The organism is Alloacidobacterium dinghuense (genome assembly GCF_014274465.1).
In the GTDB taxonomy this organism is placed as follows: domain Bacteria; phylum Acidobacteriota; class Terriglobia; order Terriglobales; family Acidobacteriaceae; genus Alloacidobacterium; species Alloacidobacterium dinghuense.
This window is the reverse complement of the sequence record NZ_CP060394.1, coordinates 4,682,095-4,704,969: the sequence shown is the minus strand read 5'-3', so window position 1 is coordinate 4,704,969 and position 22,875 is coordinate 4,682,095. Positions and strand designations below refer to the sequence as shown.

Genomic DNA, 22,875 nt, shown 5'->3' with positions numbered 1-22,875 from the left:
CGAGTCCGGGTTTGTTGACGGACTCTGGCTCTTTTTATCTAGTGTGAGACAGGAGTCAGCCCGAGAGCCTGCACATATCCGGCGTTGACGCGCGTGTTGGCGAACTGAATTTTCTTGAGCAGATCATCAAAAGCTGCCTGCGCGTCTTCCATTGGAGGGCGCGCGGCGATGCGCTTCTCCGCGTTGCCTGTGCCAGTGGGGAGTTTGGCAAAGGCGAGGACTTCATCCCAGTGCGCGGGTCGGTCGAAGGTGACGACGGAGGATGTCGCGTCCATTTTCTTGTACGGCCAGAAACACCAGCCTATGTGATTCGCTTCGAGCGTCTTGGTGAAGGCGGCGATCCATTCGTCCTTGTTCTCGCCGGATTCTCCCAGCCAGATGGGGACGTGATATTTGTCGCGAAAGTCGAGGTATGGTTGGATGACGCTGACGTCGGGGGCTGTCCAGTATTTGTGGAAGGTGTACATCACGTTTGAGTCGAAGGGCTGGCCGAAGACGTTGAAGTTCGAGTCCCATTGCGCGCCGCCGAGGATGACGACGTGGTTCTTGTCGACTTCGCGAACGGTGGCGACGATCTTGCGGTAGAGGGGCTCGAGGTCTTTGTTGTACTGCTGCAGCTGTGGGAAGTGCGGGATGGGCTCATTGAGAAGATCGTAGCCGAGCACGATGGGTTCGTTTTTGTAGTGGGCGGCGAGCCTGCGCCAGATGGCGAGAGTGTTGGCCTGCGCTTCAGGACTGCGATAGAGCCACGGATAGCCGAGGCTGTCATCGATGTTGGTGCCGGTTTGTCCGCCGGGCGCACAGTGTAGATCGAGGATGACGTAGACGTTGTCCTTGCGCGCCCACTGGATGAGGCGGTCGAGGAGGCGGAAGCCTTCTGAGTTATCGCTGTCGAAGAATTTCCAGTGGAGCGGCACTCGCACGGAGTTGAAGCCGCTCTTTTTGAGCAGGTCCATGTCGGCTTCGGTGATGTAGGTTTCGCGCCACTGCTTCCAGAAGGCTTCGGCTTTGTCGGGTCCGATGAGTTCTTCGGTGAGCCCTTCAATCTCGCTGGTGGACTGCGGATTGTCTTCGAAGTGGAACATATAGCCCTCGGGCTCGAACCAATTGCCGAGGTTGGTGCCGCGCAGCATTAATGGCAGGCCCTTGGCGTCGACCAGATCGGAGCCCTTGGTGTGAACGAAGCCGCGCTGCGCGTAAAGCGCGGGAGAAATGAGAAGCAGCAACGACAGCCGGCAGATAGAGCGCTTTGTGAGGAGGTTCATATTGGCGACAGAAAGCATATCTCAATGGACAAGCGATTGTCTTTGCATTGGCGTGAAGGCGATGCTGGTCGACAGAGCGGTGCTGACAAAATCGCAGACCGGGATTGTGACGAATCGCTATAGAAATGCGGTGGATGGAGGGCCGATAATTTTGAGGCGTCTATCTTGCTGAGGAGAAACGATGCCAACAATATTGCGGGATCTGCGTTACGCGCTGCGCCAGCTGTTCAAATCACCCGGATTTGCTTTGACGGCGATTCTTACGCTTGCGCTGGGAGTGGGTGCGAACACAGCCATCTTCAGCGTGATTTACGGACTGCTGCTCGAGACGCTGCCTTTTCGCGATGCCGGGCGCATCGTTGCGATTCTTGAGACGCATCCGCAGGTAGCGGCCGGCGCGGAGGCGACATATCCGGATTACATGGACTGGCGCGCGCAGCAGAAGAGCTTTGAGCAGGTGGCTGCATATTCGGTGGTGAACCCGGGCACGGTTTCACTCGTGACTAGCGGCGAAAGCGAGCAAGTGCACCGCGTGTTGGCTTCGGGGAATTTCTTTTCAACGCTTGGCGTTTCGCCGCTGATGGGGCGATTGCTGAACGATCAGGATGAGAAAGCTGGCAGCGATCATGTTGCGGTGCTGAGCGCGACGGCGTGGAGGCGCTACTTTGGCGGTGACGCGGGTGTAGTCGGCCGCAGCATCGATCTGAATGGAGCGCGCTACACGATTGTTGGCGTGTTACCTCCGGGGGCGGCGTATCCGGCAGAGGGCGAGGTGTGGCTGCCGCTTTCGCTGCTCGACCAGCCGACACAGGCTTCGCGCGTGTGGCACTCGGTGAGTGTGCTGGGTCGGTTGCGGGCCGGCGTTGGATTGGCTGAGGCGAGGACGGACATGCAGACGATCGCGGCGCGCATTTCGGCGGCGTATCCGGCGACAAATAAGTTGGAGGGCGTGGCGCTGAAGCCGCTGCGAGAGCAACTCGTTGGAACTCTGCGGCCTGCGGTTCTCTGCCTGATGGGAGCGGTGTTGCTGGTGCTGCTGATTGCATGCGCGAATGTCGCCAGCCTGATTCTGGTGCGCGCGACGGCGAATCAGCGGGAGATTGCGATTCGGCAGGCGTTGGGCGCGGATCGCACGCGGTTGTTTTCGCAGTTTCTGACACAGACGCTGATTCTTTGTCTTGTCGGAGGGATGTTGGGAACGGCTCTCGCATGGCTGGCCCTGCCCCTGTTGCGTCTTGCGCTGTCGCACACGGCGGGAGTTGATTTGTCACTTGTCGAGTCGATCGGGCTGAATGTGCCTGTATTGCTGCTTACGTTGAGCACATGTGTGTTGACGGCGGTGGTTTTTGGTCTGCTTCCGGTGACGAAGACATTTTTGAATCTGGCTGAGGCTTTTCGGCCCGGCGATCGCGGTAGCACGGGCGGAAACCGGCGCAGTCGCGGGGTGCTGATTGCGGGTGAGATTGCGATTGCCGTGGTGGTGCTGTTTCTGGGGGCGCTTGTGGTTCGCAGCTTTCAGAAGCTGGTTGCTGTCGATCCGGGGTTTCGCACAGATCATTTGCTGAGCTTTGAAGTCACGCTGCCGTCGTCACGCTACTCGGACAGCGGCGCAACGACAACGCAATTCTATGAGCGTCTGATTGAGAAGGTTGGGCAGATGCCGGGCGTGGTTTCGGCAGGTAGCACGACGGCTGTGCCACTTGAGCCTTCGCTTTTGATGACACGGTTTTTGATCGAAGGCGCGCCGCCACTGGCTCCGGGATCGTTTCCGTATGCACAGATTCGTTATGTGAGTCCTGACTTCTTTCGCACGATGGGGATTGGGCTCGTGCAGGGCCGAACTTTTGAGAAGAAGGATGTGGATTCGCCGACGGGTTTCTTTGTCGTCAACCAGGTGTTTGCGCAGAAGCATCTGTCGGGGCGGGATCCTGTTGGCGCGCATATTCTGATCGGCGTGATGAGCCCGCAGCCCTCGAACATTCCGGTGATTGGAGTGGTGGCGAATGCGCACGATCTGGGAGTGGTGACGGATTCGCAGTCGGAGATATATCTGCCGGGTTATGGCCTGCATGCTGTGCTGCTAGTGCGCACATCCGTTGCTCCCGGGAGCATCGTGTCACAGGTGAGAGGCGCGGTGCATGATCTGGATTCAAATGTGGCGATTTACAACGTTCAGGCAGTTGGCGATGTACTTTCGGATTCACTGGCGCGGCAGAAGATGACGGCGGTGCTGCTCGGGATTTTTGCGGTGGTTGCGGTGGTGCTGGCGGCGATTGGGATTTATGGCGTGCTGGCTTATTCGGTCGAGCAGCGGACGCGGGAGATCGGCGTGCGCATGGCTGTGGGCGCGCGGCGCGAAGATATTTTGACGCTGGTGCTGAAGCAGGCTGCGGTGTTTGTTGCGAGTGGAATCGTGGCTGGACTTGCTGTTGGTTTTGCAGGTGCGCGGCTCCTGAGCGGTTTGTTGTTCAAGACGAGCACCGCTGATCCGCTTTCTCTTGCGGTGACGATTGGGGCTCTGGTTGCGATTGCTGCTCTGGCGGTGAGCTTGCCGGCGCGACGGGCCGCGTCGGTTGAGCCAACCGAGGCGCTGCGCAGCGAATAATTAACTGTGCATCTCGTCCAAGGCTGCGGCGAATTCCGGCATGAGCATGGTCTGGTCGCGGTCGGGGCCGGTGGAGATCATGCCGATCTTTGCTTTGGATTCCTTTTCGAGGAAGCGCAGATAGTCCTGCGCCAGCTTCGGCAGCTTTTCGAATGCGGTGATGCCTTCGGTGGATTCGTTCCAGCCTTTCAGCTTGGTATAGACGCACTCGATGGATTCGAGGCCGCGCACGTCGGCGGGCATCGTGTCGATGAGCTTGCCGTTGATCTTGTAGCCGGTGCAGACGGGAATTTCCTCGAGCGCGTCGAGGACGTCGAGTTTCGTCACGACGAGCCATTCAGTCCCGTTGATCTGGTTGGAGTAGCGCAGGAGCGGCAGGTCAAGCCAGCCGCAGCGACGCGGGCGTCCGGTGACGGCTCCGAACTCCTGTCCGCGAGCGCGGAGAAGTTCGCCGGATTCGTCGAAGATTTCGGTTGGGAACGGGCCTTCGCCGACGCGGGTGACGTAGGCTTTGGTGACGCCGATGACGGTGCCGATTCTGGTTGGGCCGACGCCGGTTCCGGTGACGGCTCCGCCTGCTGTTGCTGACGATGAGGTGACGAACGGATACGTTCCGTGGTCGATGTCGAGCATCGTACCCTGCGCGCCTTCGAACATGACGCTGCCGCCCTGGTCGATGGTTTTGTTGAGCAAGTAGGCGGTGTCGGTGACGAAGGGCGCGACCTGCTCGGCGGCGTGCGCGTACTCGTCGTACATCTTGGCCGGGTCGAGCGGCTTAGCGCCGAAGAGAGCGTTGGCGATGGTGTTCTTTTCGTGGCAGGCGTTCTCGATGTGCGTCTTGAGCAGGTTCGTGTTGAGCAGATCGACGACGCGGAGGCCGTTGCGGGCCATCTTGTCTTCGTAAGCAGGGCCGATGCCGCGGCTGGTGGTGCCGATCTTCTGGCGGCCCGGTGCGCTTTCGGCGGCGAGCTCGATCATGCGGTGGTATTCGAGGATGACCTGCGCGCGATTGGAGACGAAGAGTTGCTCGTCGACGTTGATGCCCAGGTCGCGCAGCTTGCCGACTTCGCGGAGGAAGGCAAGTGGATCGAGGACGACGCCGTTCCCGATCACTGCCTTGCTTGTAGGCCGCAGGATGCCGCAGGGGATGAGTTGCAAAATGAACTTCTGGCCGCCGATGATGACGGTGTGTCCCGCGTTGTGTCCGCCAGCGTAACGCGCCACGACGGAGAAGCGTTCGGAGAGCACGTCGACGATCTTGCCTTTGCCTTCATCGCCCCACTGGGCCCCGAGTACGATGGCTGTTTTTGTTCGCATCTTTCTCTGAATCCTGCCTTTATCTTGGCCTTGCTTCGCACACGTTGCCTCTTTGCCGTCCGTGTTCCGAAATGACCTGGAGAAGCGTGTGCCGGATGGCGACCGGTGATCCGATCCAAACCTCTATGATATACGCGGGGCATGGCAAGCCAAAACCTGAGCCGCGTGTAAGCTCCTTCAACTTGCCGGGTTGCTAAACGTAGTCGAAGAGCGACATGAAGCCGAAGTCCATGTGGAGTTGCTGATGACAGTGAAAGAGCGTTGCGCCCGGGTTATTGGCGACGAAGTCGATCTCGACTTCCTGATAGCCGCCGACCATGACGACGTCCTTCATAAGGCCGCTGGTGGGCTGGCCAGCGTAGCGGGTTACTTCAAAAGTGTGACGGTGCAGGTGGACGGGGTGAATGTCATCGCTGGCGTTGCGCATGCGAAGGCGGTATCGCTTGCCTTCATGTAGGTGATACGCTGCGGGCGCCATCATCTTGCCCACGGGATAGGACTTGCCGTTGATCGTCCAGAGGTTGAAGCCTTCGAAGGCTGCGTTCACCTTTTCAAAGATCATCTCAAAGGTTTCGTCAGCTTCGGGCGCGGTGGCTCCCACACCGCCAAACTGGGTGTAGTTCCAGCGGAATGGTTTTGGGGCGATCCATTGGGCTTTTCCGTTTGCGTTTGCGTACTCGATGACGATGCCCAGGCCGTGGTGGCGGTCGTCGTCAGCCAGATCGCCCATGATCCAGACACCGGGACGGTTCATTTCGACGATGGCCGAGATGCGTTCTGCTGTGCCGAGCCATAGGCCGGGCACATTGACGGGCTTCGGGAGTGGATTGCCGTCCATGGCGATGATGGTGAAGGTGTGGCCAGGCAATGCGAGGCTGCGAATCTCAGTTGCGCTGCCGTTGAGGATGTGGAAGAGAACACGCTGACCTTGCTTGACTCGGATTGGTTCGCCGTGTCCGAGCATTTTTCCGTTGATGGTGAAGGAGTCGTAACCGACTTCAAAGCCGTGCGGTGTTCCCACATCGAGCGACTCCTTCATCGTGCTCTCGCCGCGTTCTTTCAATATCTGCGAGGTGGTTGCGGGCGAGAGGAAATCCTGGGCCATGTCGCCACCGCGGCTGAGGGTGGGCTGGAATTCTTTCAGAGTGAGGAAGACTTCGCGGTCGTAGGCGCCGGGGTTGTCCCTGGGCTCGATATAGACCGGGCCGACAAGGCCACTGTATTGTCCGTCGCTGAGGTTGGCCCCGGCGCGAACGTGGGTGTGGTAGAAGCGGAATCCGGTGGGGCGTGGGGTGAAGATGATGCGTCGGTTGTCATGCGGTGGGATGAAGGGTGTGCCTTCTTCGGCGGACCCATCGACATCGACGGGGACCATCTGACCGTGCCAATGGAGCTGTTCCGGCGTGTCAGTGTTGTTGTGAATATCGACTGTGACTTGCTGTCCTTCCTTGAAGCGCAGGAGCGGGCCGGGAAACTGACCATTGTAGGTGGCGACGCAGAGGATTCGGTTGGAGGCGATCTCGATGGGGTTGGTCGCGATGGTGAGGGTGTAGTCGGCGGCGCGGTCGTCATCGGGAACTGTTGCTGAGCGCGGCTCAGCCCGGAGCGGAGAGGGTGAGAGCAGAGTGCTGCCGGCAAGAGCGCCTGTAGCGCCGAGGAAGGCTCTGCGCGAAAGCTTGGGACTCATCGTGTCTCGCAGTATATCTTTGCTCCTTAACTTTGGTGTCAGAATGGCAGTGTTAGGCTTAGGTGCGAGGTGAGAAGGATGCGACGAATGAGCATGGTTTGTGCGGCGATCGGTTTGGCGGGGCTGATGGTTCCGGGAGTGCTGTTTGGGCAGGCGGCGAGTTCAACTGCGGTACCCGCTGCGAATCCTCTGGCGGCTGAGGTGCAGGGACGGTATACACAGGTCAAGGGATTCATACTCAAGGCCGCGGACAACATGCCTGCGGAGAACTACACCTTTAAGCCGACTCCCGACATCCGGACATTTGCCCGCGTCGTCAACCATGTGACTGAGGCGCAGTTTCGCGCTTGCGGCGCGCTGAACGGAGTGAGCGAGGCCAAGCCGGCTCCTCCGGAGACGGCGGACAAGGCGACCATTGTGGATGCGCTGAAGGCCTCGTTTGCAGAATGCGACAAAGCGTTCGACGCCCTGAACGATACGAGCATCACCAACATGGTGCAGGCTGGTCAGGCAAAACGTTCGCGGATTGGGATCGCCTGGGGCACCGTTTCCCACGACAACGAGCAATATGCGACGCTCGCCTTGTATATGAGGTTGAAGGGGCTTGTGCCTCCCAGCAGTGAGAAATAGCCTTCGACGACAAAAGAAGTCGGCCCTCGCTTAATTTGCACGAGGACCGATTTTTGTTGTGGCTAGCTGGCTAGCGAGGTGCAGTCTTTTCGTTGTGTTTTTCGTCGTATATCTGTCGGCTTGCGCCATTCTGTTCGCGGTTGATTTGCTGATGCTCCTGCGGAGTGAGTTTTCCTCCATTTGCCTGACGATCAGTTGCAACCTGATGGTTGATGTTTGCTTCGCGATTTTCGGTCCTCGCAGTTTCTGAGGGAGTCATCTGCCCGCTGCGGATGCCCTGGGCAACGCGTTGCTGTTGCTCATCGCGGCGTGCGCCTACCTGGTTGTTGCCGTAGTTTGCGGTTGCCGCATTGTGCTTGTCGTCATTGATGGAGCGGCTCAGGTTGTTCTGCTGCCGGTTCACCTGCTGACGTTCCTGCGGAGTGAGCGTGCCTCCGTTGGCCTGACGGTCGTTGTGGACCTCCTTATTCAGGTTTGCCTCGCGGTTTTCAAGATTCCGCGTCTCGCCAGCTGTTAACTGACCGGACGCAACGCCGTTGGCGATGCGTCCCTGCTGGTCATAGCGACGCCCGTTGACGGAGTTCATCGCCATGGTTGCGGGGCGTCCATGATTGACGGATGCGAGCTGGTTGCGGTCCTGGCTTGCGGTGTTCTGGTGTGACAGCTGCTCCGACGTTGCCTGGAAGTGCTGCTCGCGCAGGGCTGCCTGTTCCTGTACGCTCGGCTGCGCTGTAAGGCCGCCCTGTCCGTTAAAGCTGGTGCGGTTTATGTTATTGACTGTCACATTGTTGATCACTGTGCGGTTGATGTAGGTGTTGTGGACGATGGTCGTGTTCACATTCACCACGGCTGTGTTGTAGTGGAACGCTCCGCCCTGCCACATTCCGCCAACGAAGCCGACGCCGCCATAGCCATAGCCATAGTTCACGCCGCCATAGAAGCCCACGTGCGGCCCCCAGTAGCCGGGGCGCCATGAGTAAATGCCGCCAACGAAGCCCCAGTAGCCGGGTGTCCAGAGCAGGCCAATCTGCGGCGGACGCACCCACACGCCTGGCACCCAGTAGTAGCCATCCGGCCCCCATGCCCAGTAACCGGGCGTCCAGAGGTAGCCGTCAGCTGGGCAGGGAGGCTGCGCATAAACAGGTAGCACTGGAGGCGCGGTGTGAATCGTGAAGCCGATGCCGATGGATATCTGGGCAAAGGATGCCGCGGGAACGGCGCACAAAAGAAGCGCCAGGAAGATATTTCGAATTTTGAGAAGACCTTGCATATCAGCTCCGTGGGTTCTATCTACCTGCGCGCATTTGCTCCAGCAATGCGTTCAGGTCTGCGGCTCGCGCCACGGATACTATCAACTCGCTTTCTCTGAAAATGTCTCTGTTAGTAGGGAACTTTCGGTACTGTTCCTGAATCAGGAATTGTGGTAGCGCCGGTGTGGCGACTCCTCTCCGGCCCCTTGGGCACTTCTAGCATGTCGTATCGTGAGAGTGTCTTCTTATGTATTCGCTAAAGCTATCGACAGAGGCTCTCCTTGCGTTTGTTGCTCTCTTATTTGTTTGCGAAGCTTCACCGGCAACGGCGCAGTCATGTGGCGCAACAGGGTTGGCGGTGCAGGTGCTTGGTTCCGGTGGGCCGGAACTGCAGGACAAGCGTGCGTCGACCAGCTACCTGATCTGGGATCACGGTCGTGCGCGCGTGATCGTCGATGCGGGAGGAGGCAGCGCGCTTCGCTTTGGTGAGAGTGGCGCGCAGATGTCCCAGGTGGACGATTTTCTCTTCAGTCATTTTCATGTGGATCACAGTGGTGATTTTCCTGCTTTGATCTTTTCTTCGTGGTTTGAGGATCGCAATCGGGCGCTGCCGGTGTACGGCCCTTCGGGGAACGAGTACATGCCTTCGACTACGGAATTTGTGCGTGATCTCTTTGCTGATCCGCATGGAGCGTGGCGCTATTTAAGCGACCTGGTCGAGCCGGCTGGCGAAGGCAATTATCAATTACAGCCGCATGATGTTGCGCCCAGCCCAACGCCGGTTCTCGTCACTCGCAATGGCGATATGGCGCTGTATGCAGTGAGCGTTGTTCATGGTGTGTTTCCTGCACTGGCATGGCGCGTGGAGATCGGCGGCAAGCGCATCGTCTTCAGCGGAGACACGAACGGTGACGGCGATGGTCTGACGCAGTTAGCCATGAACGCGGATTTATTCGTCGCTCATAACGCTGTACCGGAGGGTGCGACTGGATTGGAAAGACGTCTCCACATGCCGCCTTCGGTGATTGGAACGACTGCCGCAAATGCTCACGTGAAGCAGCTGGTGCTATCGCATCGCATGTTGCGGACGTTGGGAAAAGAGAAGGACACCGAAGCCGAGATCCGGCGGCGATATTCGGGTTCAATCGCTTTTGCCAACGACCTCGATTGCTTTCCGGTTCGGTGATCGCTTCTCTCAAGCCAAGGCCGTGCGCGCGTGCGTGAGCGCGGCGGGCGAGATGCGGCTCGTCCATGAGCGCGGCGAGCTTCTTTCCGTTGAGTTCTTCGTAGACCTTTCGGGATTGTACTCCACGGCTGTGTTTGAGCACTTATCAACTTGGGTTAGGCATGTTCACCTTGAGCCAGCAAAAAAAGCCCGACTCTGCGTCCTGAATATCGAGCTGAGGCCCCTGGCTCCAGTCTCGGTGGCGCGGATTTTGCGATCATCAGCTTCGCGCCACCCTGGACCTTGCCGAAATGCTCATCTTGCTGTGTCCAATTTCGAACATGTTTGACCTGAAACGGACATTCTGTTTTTGAATGCCATGTGAATCTGTTGGTTTCGGGCGGGTTGCGCGTCGTAACCTTTGGCTGGCTACGTGCTCATATCTATTGCTGAAAGTTTTGAGGAACTGCTATGACACAGCCTCCGTATCGTCTCCCAGAGGATCGACCTATGCGACGTTTCGCTATTTTCGCAGCCGTCCTGCTCGTCATCGTGGCTATCGGATCCCTACCCGCGCAGCCGCGTTCTACTAACAGTTCCGGGAAAGACTCCTTCTGCGTCTGCCTCCCATCGCGGGCGGGATTGATGCTGAAATCGATGATGAGCCGGTCGTCGGCTACAACGGTGCACGCTGCGTCCGCCCGGCAATCTGCAGAGAAGGCAACAATTCCTCAGTAGAGAAGTCGTTGAGGGAGCGGTGGACGTTCATTCGGGGGTGAGTGTTTCCGTGTGTGACCCCTCCCCCTATATTTTGTAAATTCGTCTTTTTATAGATACTTGGGGGTACGCGGTCATCGGTTCTGATGTAACCTGCGCGCGTTTTTGTTTTATCTTCGGCGCGACAACCTTCTCGCTTTGCTAGATGGCTGCCGACGCTGGGGTGGAGGCCCCCCATACTTTTTTGTTAAGGTAATTATCCCTTGACATCAAGTAGAAGATATGGCAAACTATCTTCATTATGAAAGTCAAGCAAAGCATCCCGAAACACTTACGGTTCACGGTAGCTGATTTCAACCGGATGTTTCCCGATAACGATGCTTGCTTGGAGTTCCTGAAAGAGCAGCGCTTTCCGAACGGCATTGCTTTCTGTGAGAAGTGCCAACTTGACCGCAAACATCATCGCGTTACGGGCCGTCCAGCCTATGCTTGCGATTATTGCGGAAGCATGATTTCCCCGATGGCTGGAACGATCTTTGAGAAGTCCACTACTTCTCTCCGGTTGTGGTTCTACGCCATGTATCTCATGTCCTCAACACGCTGCGGCATCTCCGCAAAGCAGATTCAGCGCGAGGTGGGAGTGACCTATAAGACGGCTTGGAGGATGTTTAAGCAGATTCGTACCCTGATGTCGGAGGACATCAGTCTGGAGGGATCGGCGGTGGAAGCTGACGAATCCTACTTCGGTTCTAAGGGTCGCAATCGCCGCTTTGGGAAACGTGCTGGCGCTGGACGTAGCCTTGATAACAAAACTCCCGTGTTCGGCATGGTAGAGCGCGGTGGCCGCGTCGTCGCTATGGTTACGCCAGATGCCAAGGCTAAGATGATCATGCCGATTCTCTGCGAAAAGGTACTTCCGGAGAGCGTCGTGTATACCGATGAGTTCCCGATCTATGACAGGCTTTCGCAGCATCCGAATGGTTATGTTCACCGCCGCATTCAGCACTCGCAGAGCGTGTATGTGATGGGCGATTGCCACACGAACACGATTGAGGGTTTCTGGAGCGTAGTAAAGCGCGGTATCGGTGGCGTGTATCACTCAGTCAGCAAGAAGTATTTGCAGACGTACCTGAATGAGTATTCTTTCCGGTACAACCGTAGATTTTCAGATTCGCCGATGTTTACTTCGATTTTGGAGAGGATTTCGGAACGGGCGAACTAGATCGCCTCAAGAGGCTGAAGAAAGAATCGCGGCTGACGGGCTGCATCTTTTCTTCTACTTCTTTGGATGGCTTAAAGCCTGAAGGTTTCGCGTTCGGTTCATCGCTGCTAGAGTTGCCGCTCACGCTGCTGTGATCCTCCGCCTAGGCGGAGTGTATCACAATCCGCCGGAAAAGGCGGATATGCTACGCGAAGAACGGAATCAATCGACTGTAAGCCTCAGTGACAGCCTGACACAATTCCCCGGCCACGATGGTGATAAGAACTGCTCGAAATTGACTTTCTTCGAGCACTACCACTGCGGCAAACTTGCTATCCACATTCACCTCTCCATCCTGCGTAACGGGGAAAGGGCCAATCTCTGCCTTGAAATGCACCGCTTTTGGCAGGTCTTTAGCCATTGCGAAGAGTTCCCCGTTTTCATCGAGGAGGGCAGAGGGATCGCTTGGAGCCGGGCTAGCCGTCAAGACGGCTATATGCAGTTTCCGGTGCTTGTGAGTGTTTGTGAGGTTTCGGAGAGCCATCAATCGAGATGGCACAAGGTCAGTCCTACCCTCGTAAGATTGCAATCCCTCAATGACTGCGACTGCCTCAAACGGAATGCCCCAGAGCGCATCACCACCGATTTCCTTGTTAAACGCACCACGGCTAGTGGCGACGGGAAACTTATGATGCGGTTTGGCTTCCTCGCCTGGGTTGTACCTTCGGAAAAGTTCGCAAACAAGATAGTCGAGACAGGAATTGGCGGACTGAAGAACATCTCCGAACATATGGGATATGACCGTGGGCGCGTCGCCGCCAATTGTGGATTCGAAGTTTCCCCAAGCTTCAGTCTTCGCCTCGTTATAACGCTTGGCAAGGAACCTAATGTTCTTTGGATCGACGTATTCGGGGACGGCTTTATCGAGGATGTCGAAATGATGGCTTGTCCACTTTAGCTTGTCGTGAACAGCTTCGAGCCAGATATTTTCTGGAGGCACGACTCATCATAGCATCATTACTTGACGTGACGGGATACTTACCTTTAGCAAAAACGTACGGGGGAGCCCAAAACCAACACCAGGGCCAGGAAAACGGGTGCCCCATCCTGCCTTCGCGCGTTGTTCGCGAAGGTAGGGTGGGGCGAACCAGAACGCGCAAAGCGCACCCTATAAAGTTCCGTAACCACTAACAAAAAGAAGAATTTACGAAGGCACCAATATACCTGACGCATCAAAATCGAACTGAGTGAACAGTAAGTTATAGAATATGAGCGACTTATACTTTTGACAGCACGTTCATTCGGTAAGTGGTATTTGCTTGAAACGCAACAGTTTAGCCCAATCTGATGCGTCAAATATATTGGTCCCGCCACATCTTCACCAGCGGAAAGAAATGCCAGTCACCCGCGCTCAAAGACCAAAACAAGGACCAGAACTTCTGCTACTTCCACTCCAACACCCGCAAGCGCCCGACTCCGAAGAATCAACCCTACGAACCCTACATCGACCCCAAAGAAACCGCCCACGCCCTAACCCCGCTCGAAGACGCCGACGCCATCCAACTCGCACTGTCCGACGTAGTCCTGGCCCTGGCAGCCAATCGCATCGACTCCCGCCGCGCCCGTATCCTCATCTACGGCCTGCAGGTCGCCTCGCAAAACATCCGTCACCGCGAAGGCATGGCCGCCAAGGCACAGACGCCCACTCTCACGGTACGAGAGACCCACGAGCACGAAGACGGAACCCTCATCGGCCCGACCCAGCAGACCCCCGACCCGGAAGAAGCCGCAGCCAGAAAGCGCCCACCCAGCCTCGGCGAAATCCTCCTCCGCCAAGCCGAAGCCATGAAGGCCGAACGCGATGCCCGAAGAGCGCGAGGCGAAGAAGTAGAACCCGTCAGCTACACGCTCTCCGATCTCTACGCCGTCGCCGACAAAAGTGAATGGGAGCCAACCTCAGCCCCGACCTCAAGCCGCGATCCCGATTGCCTTAATCTAGAGTCATGCTCGTACTCGCATCCTCATCGCCGCGCCGCAAGGAGCTGCTCACGCAAGCCGGATTCGCCTTCCGCGTCCACGCCTCCTCCATCCCCGAAGAGCATCGCGAAGCGGAGGACCCCATCGCCTTTGCCACCCGTCTCGCGCGCGAAAAAGCTGAAGCCGTTTTCACGCCACTCGCCACTCAGGACTCGGGAAACGATCCACTGCTCGTCCTCGGAGCCGACACCGTCGTCGTGTCGTCGGCCAACGAGATCCTCGGCAAGCCAAAGCACGCAAACGACGCGGCCCGCATGCTGCGCCAGCTCGCCGGCGGAACGCATTCCGTCATCACCGGGGTCGCAGTCGTCTCGCGTGCTGGTATCGAAGTTGCTTCGGAACTCACCTATGTGACCATGACCACCATCTCAGAGGTCGAGATTGAGGCCTATATCAACACCGGCGAGCCCATGGACAAGGCTGGAGCGTACGCGATCCAGGGCTACGCAGCCGCATGGATTCCCCGCATTCACGGCTGTTATTTCAACGTGGTCGGATTGCCGCTCGCACTCGTGAGCAGCATGTTGGAAGGCGTAGAAAAACGGTTGCAGAAGGAAACAGCCACGGCAGTTTAGGCGATCTCAAATCTGTCAGGGGCTTTGAAGGGGCACGGCTTTAGCCGTGCCATAAAAACAAATGAAGTCTTGCGGCTTTAGCCGCTGGGAACTTCGCCTTGAGCCTAAAGCTTACGCAGCGGAGCAATTTCCGGATCCGCTTCAACCATCTCAGGCGCAGCAGCGTCCGTGCCGCGCGGAGTGGAAGCCACGAGCCCGAAGATGATGAGCAGCGATACAGCCAGCAATCCGAACTCGATAAGCTTCAGCATGGGGGAACCTCATTCTCCGGCATCTGCCAGCATGGCTGCCAGCAATGCTGTACGTGGCGCCATGTGCTTCAGGAGCAGCGATTCGTGCAGGGCATGCGCGCCCTCTCCTACTGCGCCCATTCCGTCTAATGTGGGCACGCCAATCGCGGATGTGAAATTACCGTCCGATCCGCCCCCGGTCGCCGCTTCTTCCAGCACAAACCCAAGCTCTCGGGCATGCGCTGCGGCTCGCTTGAAGAGAGCGACGGTACCACGCGTGCGCTCCATCGGGGGGCGATTCAATCCGCCTTCAACGTGCAGACTGCACTTGCTATCAAAGACGCGCAGTGAATGAAAATGTTTCTCAATGCGCGCCCTATCTTTCGCCCGAGCCACTCGAATGTCCACCTCGGCCCGGGCTTCAGCAGCTACTACGTTAGATCGTGTTCCGCCCTGAACGGTTCCAACATTTACCGTAATGCCACGATCCAACTCGGTGAACTGTGTGATTCGCTCGATCTGCCGTGCAAGCTCGACGATGGCGCTGTGTCCGCGCTCAAAGTCCACGCCGCTGTGCGAGGCCACACCCTTCACCTGAACCTGATAAACACCAACACCCTTGCGCGCCGTCTTGTACGCGCCTTTCAACCCCTGTGCCGGTTCCAGCACAAACACCGCATCGCACTGCTTCGCCAGCTTCTCGGTCAACGGACGCGAAGCGTTGCTGCCCACTTCCTCATCGCTGTTCAGCAATAGGATGACGGGACGACTCAACTTCTGCCGCTCCTGATTCTGCCGTTCATGGAGGACGGCAATGGCCGTCAACGCCATCGCCACGCCTGCCTTCATATCGAGCACACCGGGCCCCCATACACGTTCAGCGTCAACGCGGAAGGGCATGCTCTTTAGTGTTCCGAGTGGCCAAACCGTATCAAGATGTCCAAGCAAAAGTACCGGCCGATGTTTACTCCTCAGCGGACCGAAGCGCGCCTCCAGAAGGTCGCCGAAGTCACGCCGGCGATGCAACCGAACCCGTCCGCTCAGCCGCGAGCACTCGGCCGCGACGAAGGCAACGCAGCGATCGACGGCTGCCTTGTCATCACTCGGCGACTCAATCTCGACCATGGCGCGAAGCAGATCGAGAGTCGCAGGCATTCTTTGCTCGACGGCTGCAGACAACTGCTTGACCATATAAGTACCTGTCTGATCAACTAGTTACTGTGTAGATACATTTCCGGCAGGCGATGCTCTTCTGCCACTACAGTGTGGCAAAGATGCAACAGTGAAACTTAATTCTCTGCCATTAGTCTATGACCTTAACGCCCCCAAATGGGCCAGGAACTTCGGCTTGCCAGATCCATCGTATCTTGAACAGACAATTGCTTCGACCATTGAATTCTCCGGCGTAGGACTGCACAGTGGTGCTCCCGTGCAAATGCGATTGCTTCCCGCCCCCGCCGGATCGGGAATTGTCTTCCGCCGCACCGATCTGGACAACTTTGAAATCCCAGCCGTCGGGCGCAATGTGGCGAAGGTCAGCTACGCAACCAGCCTCATGCGCCAGAGCGTGCTCATCTCCACAACCGAGCATCTGCTCTCCGCGCTCATCGGCATGGGCGTCGACAATGTGATCGTCGAGCTGGACAATCTGGAACTCCCCATCCTCGACGGCAGCGCCCTGCCCTACGTCGAGGCCTTCCGGCAGGTCGGATTGAAGACGCAGCGCCGTCGCCGCGAATACCTGCGAATTCTCAAAACCGTCGAAGTGCGCGAGGGCGACAAGTTCATCGGTGTCTATCCTGGCGAGGGCTACAGCGTCTCCTACCAGATAGATTTTCCCTCGCCGATCGGCAAGCAAGGCTTCACAGTTGATCTGGCTACCAGAAATTTCGGCCTCCAGATCGCTCCGGCCCGCACCTTCGGCTTTAAGGAAGACGAGCAAATGCTGCGCAATATGGGTCTGATCCGCGGTGTCTCGGAATCGAGTGCGATCATCCTCACTCGCCAAGGTGTAGTAAACGGACCGCTACGTTTCGACGATGAGTTCGTACGCCACAAGGTTCTGGACCTGATCGGCGATCTGGCTTTGGCCGGCCATCAAATCCTGGGCCGCGTTGTAGCCGAGCGTGCGGGGCACGCCATGCACACGGCCCTGGTCGCCAGGTTGCTTAAGGACCGTTCTGCGTGGAAATTAGTCACCATCGCGCCAGAGAAGATGAAAGCAACCCTGGCAACTCCCGCCAGTGCACTCGTGACAGTCGGCTAAACAAACACCAAACATTGCGGCTTAATCAGAGGAAAGCTGTTGCCTGTCTCCGCCAGCTTTCCCGTCTTCGAATCTCTCTGGATCACGGCGATATTATCCGAAGCCTGATTTGCGACAAGCAGCCATCGCTCCGTCGGATCAAGCGTCATGTGGCGCGGTACTTTGCCTCCGCAGGATGTCGCTCCAATTTGCGCAAGCTTGCCTGACGATGGATCGATGCTAAGGGTGACAACCCGGTCCCAGAAACGCACTGCGGCATATGCAAAATGACCACTACTATCGATGACAATTTCAGAGGCAGCGGATTCTCCGCGATAGTCCTTCGGCATAAGCTCTACATGCTGCAGCGAGGTGAGCTTGCCCGTCCTGCCGTCCCATGCAAGCACGTCGATCGTCGACGTAAGCTCATTCAAGCAGTACGCCCATTTCCCGTTGGGATGAAAACGCAGGGCGCGCGGACCGGAGCCAGGCTTTGCTGACCACTCTTGCGGATCGTTCGGAGTCAGCTTCGCGGTCGCGGGATCAAGATGGTAAATGTGGATACAATCCAGTCCGAGATCATTGATGAGCACATAGTGGTTGTCCGGCGTGACTGTGGCACGATGCGCGTGCGTCGCTTCCTGACGATCGGCAACCGGGCCGTGACCCTCATAGTGAAATTGCGAGACCGGTTCGCTCAATTTCCCTGTCTGATCGATGTGGAATGATGCTGCACTGCCTCCGGAATAGTCGGCGCAGAACAGTGCGCGTCCGGTCTGGTCAACGCTGACATGACATGGGCCCGCGCCCGCGGAAGACACGGTATTGATATGCGTGAGCTTTGCCCCAGCGCGGTCAATTGTGAAACCGCTGACAGATCCACTCTTGGTGCCCTCATACTGGTCGATCTCGTTTGCGGCATAGAGATGCTTGCCGTCCGGCGAAAGCGCAATGAAGGTTGGATTGTCGCTCTCGACAGCAAGTCCGAGCTCTTTCAATTCGCCGTTGCTGGGATCCCAACGGAAGGCATAGATACCCTTGCTGGAGACGCCCGTCTGCGTTCCCGCAAACATGAGACGACTGTCTTGTGCGTTCGTGGCGGTCTTGGCCTCTGCCCACCAGGTGTTTGCCGCGAGAGAAGAAACCGCTGCGGCCTTCATAAACGTGCGTCGGGAGATCGAATGGGTCACGCAAGCATCCTCTGCAGATTGACGCGTTAGCGTCGTTGTAAGACGAAATGAATTTCACTAGGCTACGGGGACGGGATGCCGGAGCCATCCATAAAGCGGGAAGTGCTCGGCCAACTCCAGCACCTGTCCGCGAATGCGAGCAAGCGCTTGCGGATTGGTACGCTCGCTTAGTGCCTCGCTGATCCACTTGCCAATGATGCGCATCTCCTGCTCCTTCATGCCGCGTGTGGTCAGCGCGGGCGTGCCGATGCGGATGCCCGAGGGCTTCAGCGGGGGATTGGTGTCATACGGAATCGCGTTCTTGTTCACGGTGATGCCTGCATCCCCCAGCGCCGCCTCTGCCTCGCTGCCCAGCATGCCTTTCGCAAAAACATCGACCAGCATCAGATGCGTGTCCGTGCCGCCGGAAATAACACGGAAACCTTCCGCCTGCAAAGTCTCTGCCAGCACACGCGCATTCGCCACGATCTGCGCCGCATACTGCTTGAATTCGGGTTGCAGGGCTTCACGGAAAGCGACGGCCTTTGCCGCCATGATATGCACGAGCGGTCCGCCCTGCTGGCCCGGAAAGACAGCCTTATCAATCGCGGCTGCGAACTGCTGTTGGGATAAGATCAGCCCGGAGCGCGGCCCGCGCAGCGTCTTATGAGTTGTGCTGGTTACGATATGCGCGTGTGGCACGGGCGACGGATGCGCTCCTCCGGCAACAAGGCCGGCAAAATGCGCCATGTCGACAATCAGCAGCGCGTTTACTTTATCCGCGATCTCACGCATGCGGGCAAAGTCAAAAATGCGCGGATAAGCGCTGCCGCCACCAATGATGACCTTCGGCTTTTCGCGCTCGGCTGTAGCTTCAAGTTCGTCGTAATCGATAACTTCAGTATCTTTGCGAACTCCGTAAGAAACTACCTTGTAGAGCTTGCCTGAGAAGTTCAGTTTATGGCCGTGCGTCAGGTGGCCGCCGTGCGCGAGATCGAGTCCGAGAATTGTATCACCTGGATTCAGCACTGCCATGTAAGCGCCGGCGTTGGCCTGGGATCCGGAATGCGGCTGCACATTGGCGTGCTCTGCTCCAAAAAGCTGCTTGGCACGGTCGCGAGCGAGATTCTCAACCACATCCGTAAATTCGCAGCCGCCATAGTAGCGGCGGCCGGGATATCCTTCCGCGTACTTGTTGGTGAACACGGTTCCAGCGGCCTCAAGCACTGCCTCGCTGACAAAGTTCTCCGAGGCAATCATCTCCAGCCCTTCATGCTGGCGACGAAGTTCGTTTTCAACAGCAGTAGCGATCTCAGGATCGGCCTGCGAGAGTGGTAAAGACATGCGGTCGGGCATGCTTCGATTGTAGCTTCCCGCAATGCGGATTTTACTGCTTTGTTGCACAATCATGAGGCGAACTCATGCGACTCTTTTGTGCTTTCTTGATGGTAATTGTCTCGTTCTGGCAACCTCTGCGTGCGTCGGCGCTGGGCGATGAAATTTACAAGAGCGTTCATTGGGATCCCGCGCAGCTTGCCAGCGGCTCTCCGTGCCTGCTGACTGTGGAATTCCAGAGTCCTCCCGCTAGCTTTCAAGGCGAGTGGTTTGGTCACCAGGTCAGCTTCTTTCCATCACGGAGCAGGACCGTCTGGTACGCTCTTGCCGGAGTGGACGTCGAGACCACTGCCGGGACTTACAAGCTGACGCTTCACGCGACCATGCCGGACGGCAAGAGCGTGGATGCCACGCGCGACATCACCATCGCATCCGCGCATTACAAGCAAGTTGAGCTTCACGTTGCGGAGAACTTTGTGGAACCGGATGCGGCGGCCCTCAAGCGCATCGCTGAGGACAGCGAGATCAAGCATCAGGCCTTTGCGAAGAGCGCACCTGAGCCATTGTGGCGAGGAGGATTTCTGCTTCCGGTTCAATCGCCCGCAACCGATTCATTTGGAACGCGACGCCTCTTTAATGGCAAACTGGCCAGCATTCATCGCGGCATGGATTTTCGCGCTGCCTCCGGAACAGCGGTGCATGCGGCCAACTCAGGAAGAGTGATTCTTGCCCGCAGTCTCTTTTACGAAGGCAATTGTGTCGTCATCGATCACGGCCAGCAATTCATGACGATCTATATGCATCTCTCAAAGATCAAAGTCTCTGAGGGGCAAAATGTGCATGCATACCAGTTGCTGGGGCTGAGTGGCTCTACCGGTCGAGCTACTGGACCGCACTTACATTTCGCTGTGCGCTGGCAGAGCGCATACCTGGATCCTGCGATTCTTTTCAAGATGAAGCTGCCGCCGACACCATAAGACGTCAGCGCGACAACAACTCTTCGTCTCGGACACTCTCAAGCACGGGATTTTGCCGGGAAGGCTCGGCGGCAAGCTGCTTGAAAGCTGAGTAAACGAATGAGCCAAGATACCAGCCATCGATGAACTTGTAAGGAGTCTCGCCCGTGGTGTAGTGACCGCAGGGCAGAACCTTTGAGACAAAATCTACGCCAAGTTCAGAAAAGCTGCGAAGCACTTCGAGAGAATATTCGCGCAGAAAAGTCAGGTCATATGTCGCGTGAACGACAAGGACCTTCTTGGAATGAGAAGCGAAGCGTTCCATGTACGAAACAGGACTGATCGAAGCCCACAGCTTCTGGAGTTTCTGCTGTGTCATGCCCGCTTCTTCGAAAGCCTCGCGGATGTGCCGGGTACTCTGCCCTGTCCAGACTACGTCGCCAAATGAAGTTGAAGCGTGGTTAAAGGCGTTCACACGCAAGCGCGGATCGTGTGCGCTCGCAATGAACGCATAGCACGATCCGAGACTCGTTCCCAGTATTCCGAACTGCTCATAGCCCTGCGACTCGAGCCAATCCAGACAGCAGCGAATATCGACCACGGCCTGACGGCACGCCGCTATGGTGCGGCCAATGTTGGAGCTGACGGCATAGTCTGAGCGTTCCAACTCCGCTGGACGGCGAATATCGTGATAAGGCTTGCTTAAACGCAGCGCCGAAATGCCAAAGCGATTGAACAGCGAGCAGAGAGCGTTGTGACTGAAGGCATCCGCGTTCCATTGCGGCATCACAATCATCGCTTGCTTCGGTTTCCCGGCTTGCTTCTCTTCAGGCGCCGGATACCATCGTGCATTCACCAGATCGTTCTCCGGATAAGGCGTCCTGACTGGCGATGTGAATCGCAGGAACTGAGCGGTCTTCAGCTTGCCGTCCGCAGCCAGGGCTTTGAACTTAGCATCCTGCGCCAAAGTTTCCGGACGCACGTTCGTCGGGAACAACTGTGGATGACGGTCTTCGAGCCGATAATCGCAAGGTTGCTCGTAACTGAAGAAGCTGTCACTCGCGCGAACGATTGTCTCATTCAGCGCGATCATCCATTCCTGGGCTACCTTCGCATCGACCGGTGCATGCGACGCACTTCCCACGCCATGTTCGCGCAGGAAGTCATCCAGCCACTCAAAACCCCATTCAATCGGTCGAACGACCCGGTTTTCATCGCGCGTTGTCAGCGCCGTCTCCCAAGCGAACATCCAGCGCGCATACCACTTGCCAAGCATACTTATAGTTTAATCAACCAGAAGGCGTGGCACACGCGCGTTGATGGCGCAGGTGACCTCATAAGGGATCGTGCCCGTGGCATCGGCAAGGTCATATGCGGTTATACACTCGCCTCCCTGCTCGCCGATCAGCACCACCTCGTCACCGATTTCAACCTGAGGAATATCGGTCACATCGAGGATCGTCTGATCCATCGATACACGTCCGGCAATCGGCACTTTCTTTCCTCGCACAAGTGCGCTCCCGCAATTCGAGAGCAAACGATTGAGGCCATCCGCATAGCCCACTGGAATGAGCGCGAGCGTCGTGCGTCGCGAGGCGCGAAAAGTCATGTTGTATCCGGCGCTCTCGCCCGCCTCAATCGTTCGAATCGAAACAATGCGGGTTTTCCATGCAAGCACTGGCTTGAGTTCGCGATTCATAGCATCGCGTGAGTGCGGCGTGAATCGCGGTGAGTAGCCGTAGAGCGCGAGCCCGGGCCGGAGCATCAACCGCGCGGAATGCTTCTGCGCGAGTTTTTTGAGAGTTTCAAGATGCTGCGGAACGAACGCTGTCGCCGAGTTACCCGCGTGAATCCAAACTGGATGGTGGCCTTGTTTTGCAACCACGTCGAGTGCGGTTGTGAAACGAGCGATTTGCGACTGCGTCTCATCGGGTTCGAGCACTTCAGGCGCACTGAAATGCGTCATAACGCCCTCCACAAGAATCGGCGACTCTGCGCTACAACGAGCTAGCAATTTCTCTAACTCGTCAAACGAACGCACACCCTGTCGCGACATGCCAGTGTCGATCTCAAGATGAATTGCAACGGACCGCGGTCCAAGTCCTAAGGCAAGGGCCGCCTTTTCAAGCAAGTCGAAATGGAATGGCTCCCATACCTGCGGCGCAAGCCGATGTTCAATAATCGCGCCTGCCTCCCCACCCCACAATCCCGACATGACCAGAATGCGCGCATCGGGACAAACCTTGCGCAACGCGACCGCTTCCGTGACACAGGTCACACCAAACCATTTCGCTCCGGCGCGCTCCAGTAGTGGCGCGCAGGCGACGGCGTTATGCCCATATGCGTCTGCCTTAACGACGGCCATTACATCGGCTTCGTTGTGAACCGCACTCCTCAGCAATTTCCAGTTGTTCAGAAGACCCGAGCGGGAAATCTCCGCCCAGACAGGACGAGTTGGCATCATCGTGATGCTTCTATCTTAAATTGCACA

The 22,875-nt window shown here is 57.3% G+C and carries 20 protein-coding genes; 9 read left to right on the top strand and 11 right to left on the bottom strand.

Features of this window, described 5'->3' with window-relative positions:
* Positions 1 to 38 precede the first annotated feature (38 nt).
* On the bottom strand, positions 39 to 1,283 hold the full coding sequence (locus H7849_RS19485; protein WP_251106363.1) for a glycoside hydrolase family 5 protein: 1,245 nt from the start codon (positions 1,281 to 1,283) through the stop codon (positions 39 to 41).
* Between the two features lie 163 nt (positions 1,284 to 1,446).
* On the opposite strand from H7849_RS19485, the gene H7849_RS19480 reads away from it, so the two are divergent.
* On the top strand, positions 1,447 to 3,870 hold the full coding sequence (locus tag H7849_RS19480; RefSeq protein ID WP_186741738.1) for an ABC transporter permease: 2,424 nt from the start codon (positions 1,447 to 1,449) through the stop codon (positions 3,868 to 3,870).
* On the opposite strand, the gene H7849_RS19475 is transcribed toward H7849_RS19480, so the two are convergent.
* Complete coding sequence (locus tag H7849_RS19475; protein ID WP_186741736.1) at positions 3,871 to 5,187, bottom strand: adenylosuccinate synthase; 1,317 nt, start codon at positions 5,185 to 5,187, stop codon at positions 3,871 to 3,873.
* A 193-nt stretch (positions 5,188 to 5,380) separates the two neighbouring features.
* The gene (locus H7849_RS19470) at positions 5,381 to 6,874 is read right to left on the bottom strand and encodes a multicopper oxidase family protein (protein ID WP_186741734.1); all 1,494 of its coding nucleotides are present in this window, start codon (positions 6,872 to 6,874) and stop codon (positions 5,381 to 5,383) included.
* Between the two features lie 87 nt (positions 6,875 to 6,961).
* Between H7849_RS19470 and H7849_RS19465 the strand changes: the two genes are divergently transcribed.
* Positions 6,962 to 7,504 carry a DinB family protein gene (locus tag H7849_RS19465; protein WP_251106362.1) on the top strand — a complete coding sequence of 181 codons (543 nt, stop codon included), beginning with the start codon at positions 6,962 to 6,964 and terminating at the stop codon, positions 7,502 to 7,504.
* Between the two features lie 70 nt (positions 7,505 to 7,574).
* On the opposite strand, the gene H7849_RS19460 is transcribed toward H7849_RS19465, so the two are convergent.
* Complete coding sequence (locus tag H7849_RS19460) at positions 7,575 to 8,774, bottom strand: YXWGXW repeat-containing protein (protein WP_186741730.1); 1,200 nt, start codon at positions 8,772 to 8,774, stop codon at positions 7,575 to 7,577.
* 227 nt (positions 8,775 to 9,001) lie between these two features.
* Between H7849_RS19460 and H7849_RS19455 the strand changes: the two genes are divergently transcribed.
* The 4 genes from H7849_RS19455 to H7849_RS19440 all read left to right on the top strand — a co-directional run bounded on the left by H7849_RS19455 (position 9,002) and on the right by H7849_RS19440 (position 12,795).
* Entirely contained in the window at positions 9,002 to 9,940 is a 939-nt protein-coding gene (locus H7849_RS19455) for an MBL fold metallo-hydrolase (protein ID WP_186741728.1), read from the top strand.
* Positions 9,941 to 10,429: 489 nt separating this feature from the next.
* Complete coding sequence (locus H7849_RS19450) at positions 10,430 to 10,657, top strand: hypothetical protein (protein WP_186741726.1); 228 nt, start codon at positions 10,430 to 10,432, stop codon at positions 10,655 to 10,657.
* 280 nt (positions 10,658 to 10,937) lie between these two features.
* A complete protein-coding gene (locus H7849_RS19445) occupies positions 10,938 to 11,858 on the top strand; it encodes an IS1595 family transposase (RefSeq protein WP_186741724.1) in 921 nt (306 codons plus the stop codon).
* A 151-nt stretch (positions 11,859 to 12,009) separates the two neighbouring features.
* The gene (locus tag H7849_RS19440) at positions 12,010 to 12,795 is read left to right on the top strand and encodes a hypothetical protein (RefSeq protein WP_186741722.1); all 786 of its coding nucleotides are present in this window, start codon (positions 12,010 to 12,012) and stop codon (positions 12,793 to 12,795) included.
* A gap of 572 nt (positions 12,796 to 13,367) precedes the next feature.
* Here H7849_RS19440 and H7849_RS19435 read toward each other — a convergent pair.
* Positions 13,368 to 13,571 carry a hypothetical protein gene (locus H7849_RS19435; protein WP_186741720.1) on the bottom strand — a complete coding sequence of 68 codons (204 nt, stop codon included), beginning with the start codon at positions 13,569 to 13,571 and terminating at the stop codon, positions 13,368 to 13,370.
* 269 nt (positions 13,572 to 13,840) lie between these two features.
* Here H7849_RS19435 and H7849_RS19430 point away from each other — a divergent pair, with 269 nt between their 5' ends.
* On the top strand, positions 13,841 to 14,449 hold the full coding sequence (locus H7849_RS19430) for a Maf family protein (RefSeq protein WP_186741718.1): 609 nt from the start codon (positions 13,841 to 13,843) through the stop codon (positions 14,447 to 14,449).
* A gap of 104 nt (positions 14,450 to 14,553) precedes the next feature.
* On the opposite strand, the gene H7849_RS19425 is transcribed toward H7849_RS19430, so the two are convergent.
* Together H7849_RS19425 and H7849_RS19420 are read right to left on the bottom strand one after the other, a co-directional pair.
* Positions 14,554 to 14,700, bottom strand: coding sequence for a hypothetical protein (locus H7849_RS19425; protein WP_186741716.1), 147 nt, complete (start codon positions 14,698 to 14,700; stop codon positions 14,554 to 14,556).
* Positions 14,701 to 14,709: 9 nt separating this feature from the next.
* A complete protein-coding gene (locus H7849_RS19420) occupies positions 14,710 to 15,834 on the bottom strand; it encodes a M20 family metallopeptidase (protein WP_251106361.1) in 1,125 nt (374 codons plus the stop codon).
* A gap of 193 nt (positions 15,835 to 16,027) precedes the next feature.
* On the opposite strand from H7849_RS19420, the gene lpxC reads away from it, so the two are divergent.
* Positions 16,028 to 16,945, top strand: coding sequence for a UDP-3-O-acyl-N-acetylglucosamine deacetylase (gene lpxC, locus H7849_RS19415; RefSeq protein ID WP_186741714.1), 918 nt, complete (start codon positions 16,028 to 16,030; stop codon positions 16,943 to 16,945).
* Here lpxC and H7849_RS19410 read toward each other — a convergent pair.
* Positions 16,942 to 18,114, bottom strand: a complete 1,173-nt coding sequence (locus H7849_RS19410) for a lactonase family protein (protein ID WP_251106360.1) — start codon at positions 18,112 to 18,114, stop codon at positions 16,942 to 16,944. The genes lpxC and H7849_RS19410 overlap by 4 nt on opposite strands.
* 57 nt (positions 18,115 to 18,171) lie before the next feature.
* Positions 18,172 to 19,449, bottom strand: a complete 1,278-nt coding sequence (gene glyA / locus H7849_RS19405; RefSeq protein ID WP_285288971.1) for a serine hydroxymethyltransferase — start codon at positions 19,447 to 19,449, stop codon at positions 18,172 to 18,174.
* 65 nt (positions 19,450 to 19,514) lie between these two features.
* On the opposite strand from glyA, the gene H7849_RS19400 reads away from it, so the two are divergent.
* Positions 19,515 to 20,405 carry a M23 family metallopeptidase gene (locus tag H7849_RS19400; protein WP_186741713.1) on the top strand — a complete coding sequence of 297 codons (891 nt, stop codon included), beginning with the start codon at positions 19,515 to 19,517 and terminating at the stop codon, positions 20,403 to 20,405.
* Positions 20,406 to 20,409: 4 nt separating this feature from the next.
* Here the strand turns inward: H7849_RS19400 and H7849_RS19395 are convergent, their stop codons facing one another.
* On the bottom strand, positions 20,410 to 21,660 hold the full coding sequence (locus H7849_RS19395; protein ID WP_186741712.1) for an alpha/beta fold hydrolase: 1,251 nt from the start codon (positions 21,658 to 21,660) through the stop codon (positions 20,410 to 20,412).
* Positions 21,661 to 21,669: 9 nt separating this feature from the next.
* Positions 21,670 to 22,848, bottom strand: a complete 1,179-nt coding sequence (gene alr / locus H7849_RS19390) for an alanine racemase (RefSeq protein WP_186741711.1) — start codon at positions 22,846 to 22,848, stop codon at positions 21,670 to 21,672.
* Between the last annotated feature and the right edge of the window lie 27 nt (positions 22,849 to 22,875).

Bases quoted from the DNA above. Each gene is read 5' to 3' on its own strand.
- H7849_RS19485 (WP_251106363.1), bottom strand. From the start codon at position 1,283: ATGCTTTCTGTCGCCAATATGAACCTCCTCACAAAGCGCTCTATCTGC.
- H7849_RS19480 (WP_186741738.1), top strand. From the start codon at position 1,447: ATGCCAACAATATTGCGGGATCTGCGTTACGCGCTGCGCCAGCTGTTC.
- H7849_RS19475 (WP_186741736.1), bottom strand. From the start codon at position 5,187: ATGCGAACAAAAACAGCCATCGTACTCGGGGCCCAGTGGGGCGATGAA.
- H7849_RS19470 (WP_186741734.1), bottom strand. From the start codon at position 6,874: ATGAGTCCCAAGCTTTCGCGCAGAGCCTTCCTCGGCGCTACAGGCGCT.
- H7849_RS19465 (WP_251106362.1), top strand. From the start codon at position 6,962: ATGAGCATGGTTTGTGCGGCGATCGGTTTGGCGGGGCTGATGGTTCCG.
- H7849_RS19460 (WP_186741730.1), bottom strand. From the start codon at position 8,774: ATGCAAGGTCTTCTCAAAATTCGAAATATCTTCCTGGCGCTTCTTTTG.
- H7849_RS19455 (WP_186741728.1), top strand. From the start codon at position 9,002: ATGTATTCGCTAAAGCTATCGACAGAGGCTCTCCTTGCGTTTGTTGCT.
- H7849_RS19450 (WP_186741726.1), top strand. From the start codon at position 10,430: ATGCGACGTTTCGCTATTTTCGCAGCCGTCCTGCTCGTCATCGTGGCT.
- H7849_RS19445 (WP_186741724.1), top strand. From the start codon at position 10,938: ATGAAAGTCAAGCAAAGCATCCCGAAACACTTACGGTTCACGGTAGCT.
- H7849_RS19430 (WP_186741718.1), top strand. From the start codon at position 13,841: ATGCTCGTACTCGCATCCTCATCGCCGCGCCGCAAGGAGCTGCTCACG.
- H7849_RS19425 (WP_186741716.1), bottom strand. From the start codon at position 14,700: ATGCTGAAGCTTATCGAGTTCGGATTGCTGGCTGTATCGCTGCTCATC.
- H7849_RS19420 (WP_251106361.1), bottom strand. From the start codon at position 15,834: ATGCCTGCGACTCTCGATCTGCTTCGCGCCATGGTCGAGATTGAGTCG.
- glyA (WP_285288971.1), bottom strand. From the start codon at position 19,449: ATGCCCGACCGCATGTCTTTACCACTCTCGCAGGCCGATCCTGAGATC.
- H7849_RS19400 (WP_186741713.1), top strand. From the start codon at position 19,515: ATGCGACTCTTTTGTGCTTTCTTGATGGTAATTGTCTCGTTCTGGCAA.
- H7849_RS19395 (WP_186741712.1), bottom strand. From the start codon at position 21,660: ATGCTTGGCAAGTGGTATGCGCGCTGGATGTTCGCTTGGGAGACGGCG.
- alr (WP_186741711.1), bottom strand. From the start codon at position 22,848: ATGATGCCAACTCGTCCTGTCTGGGCGGAGATTTCCCGCTCGGGTCTT.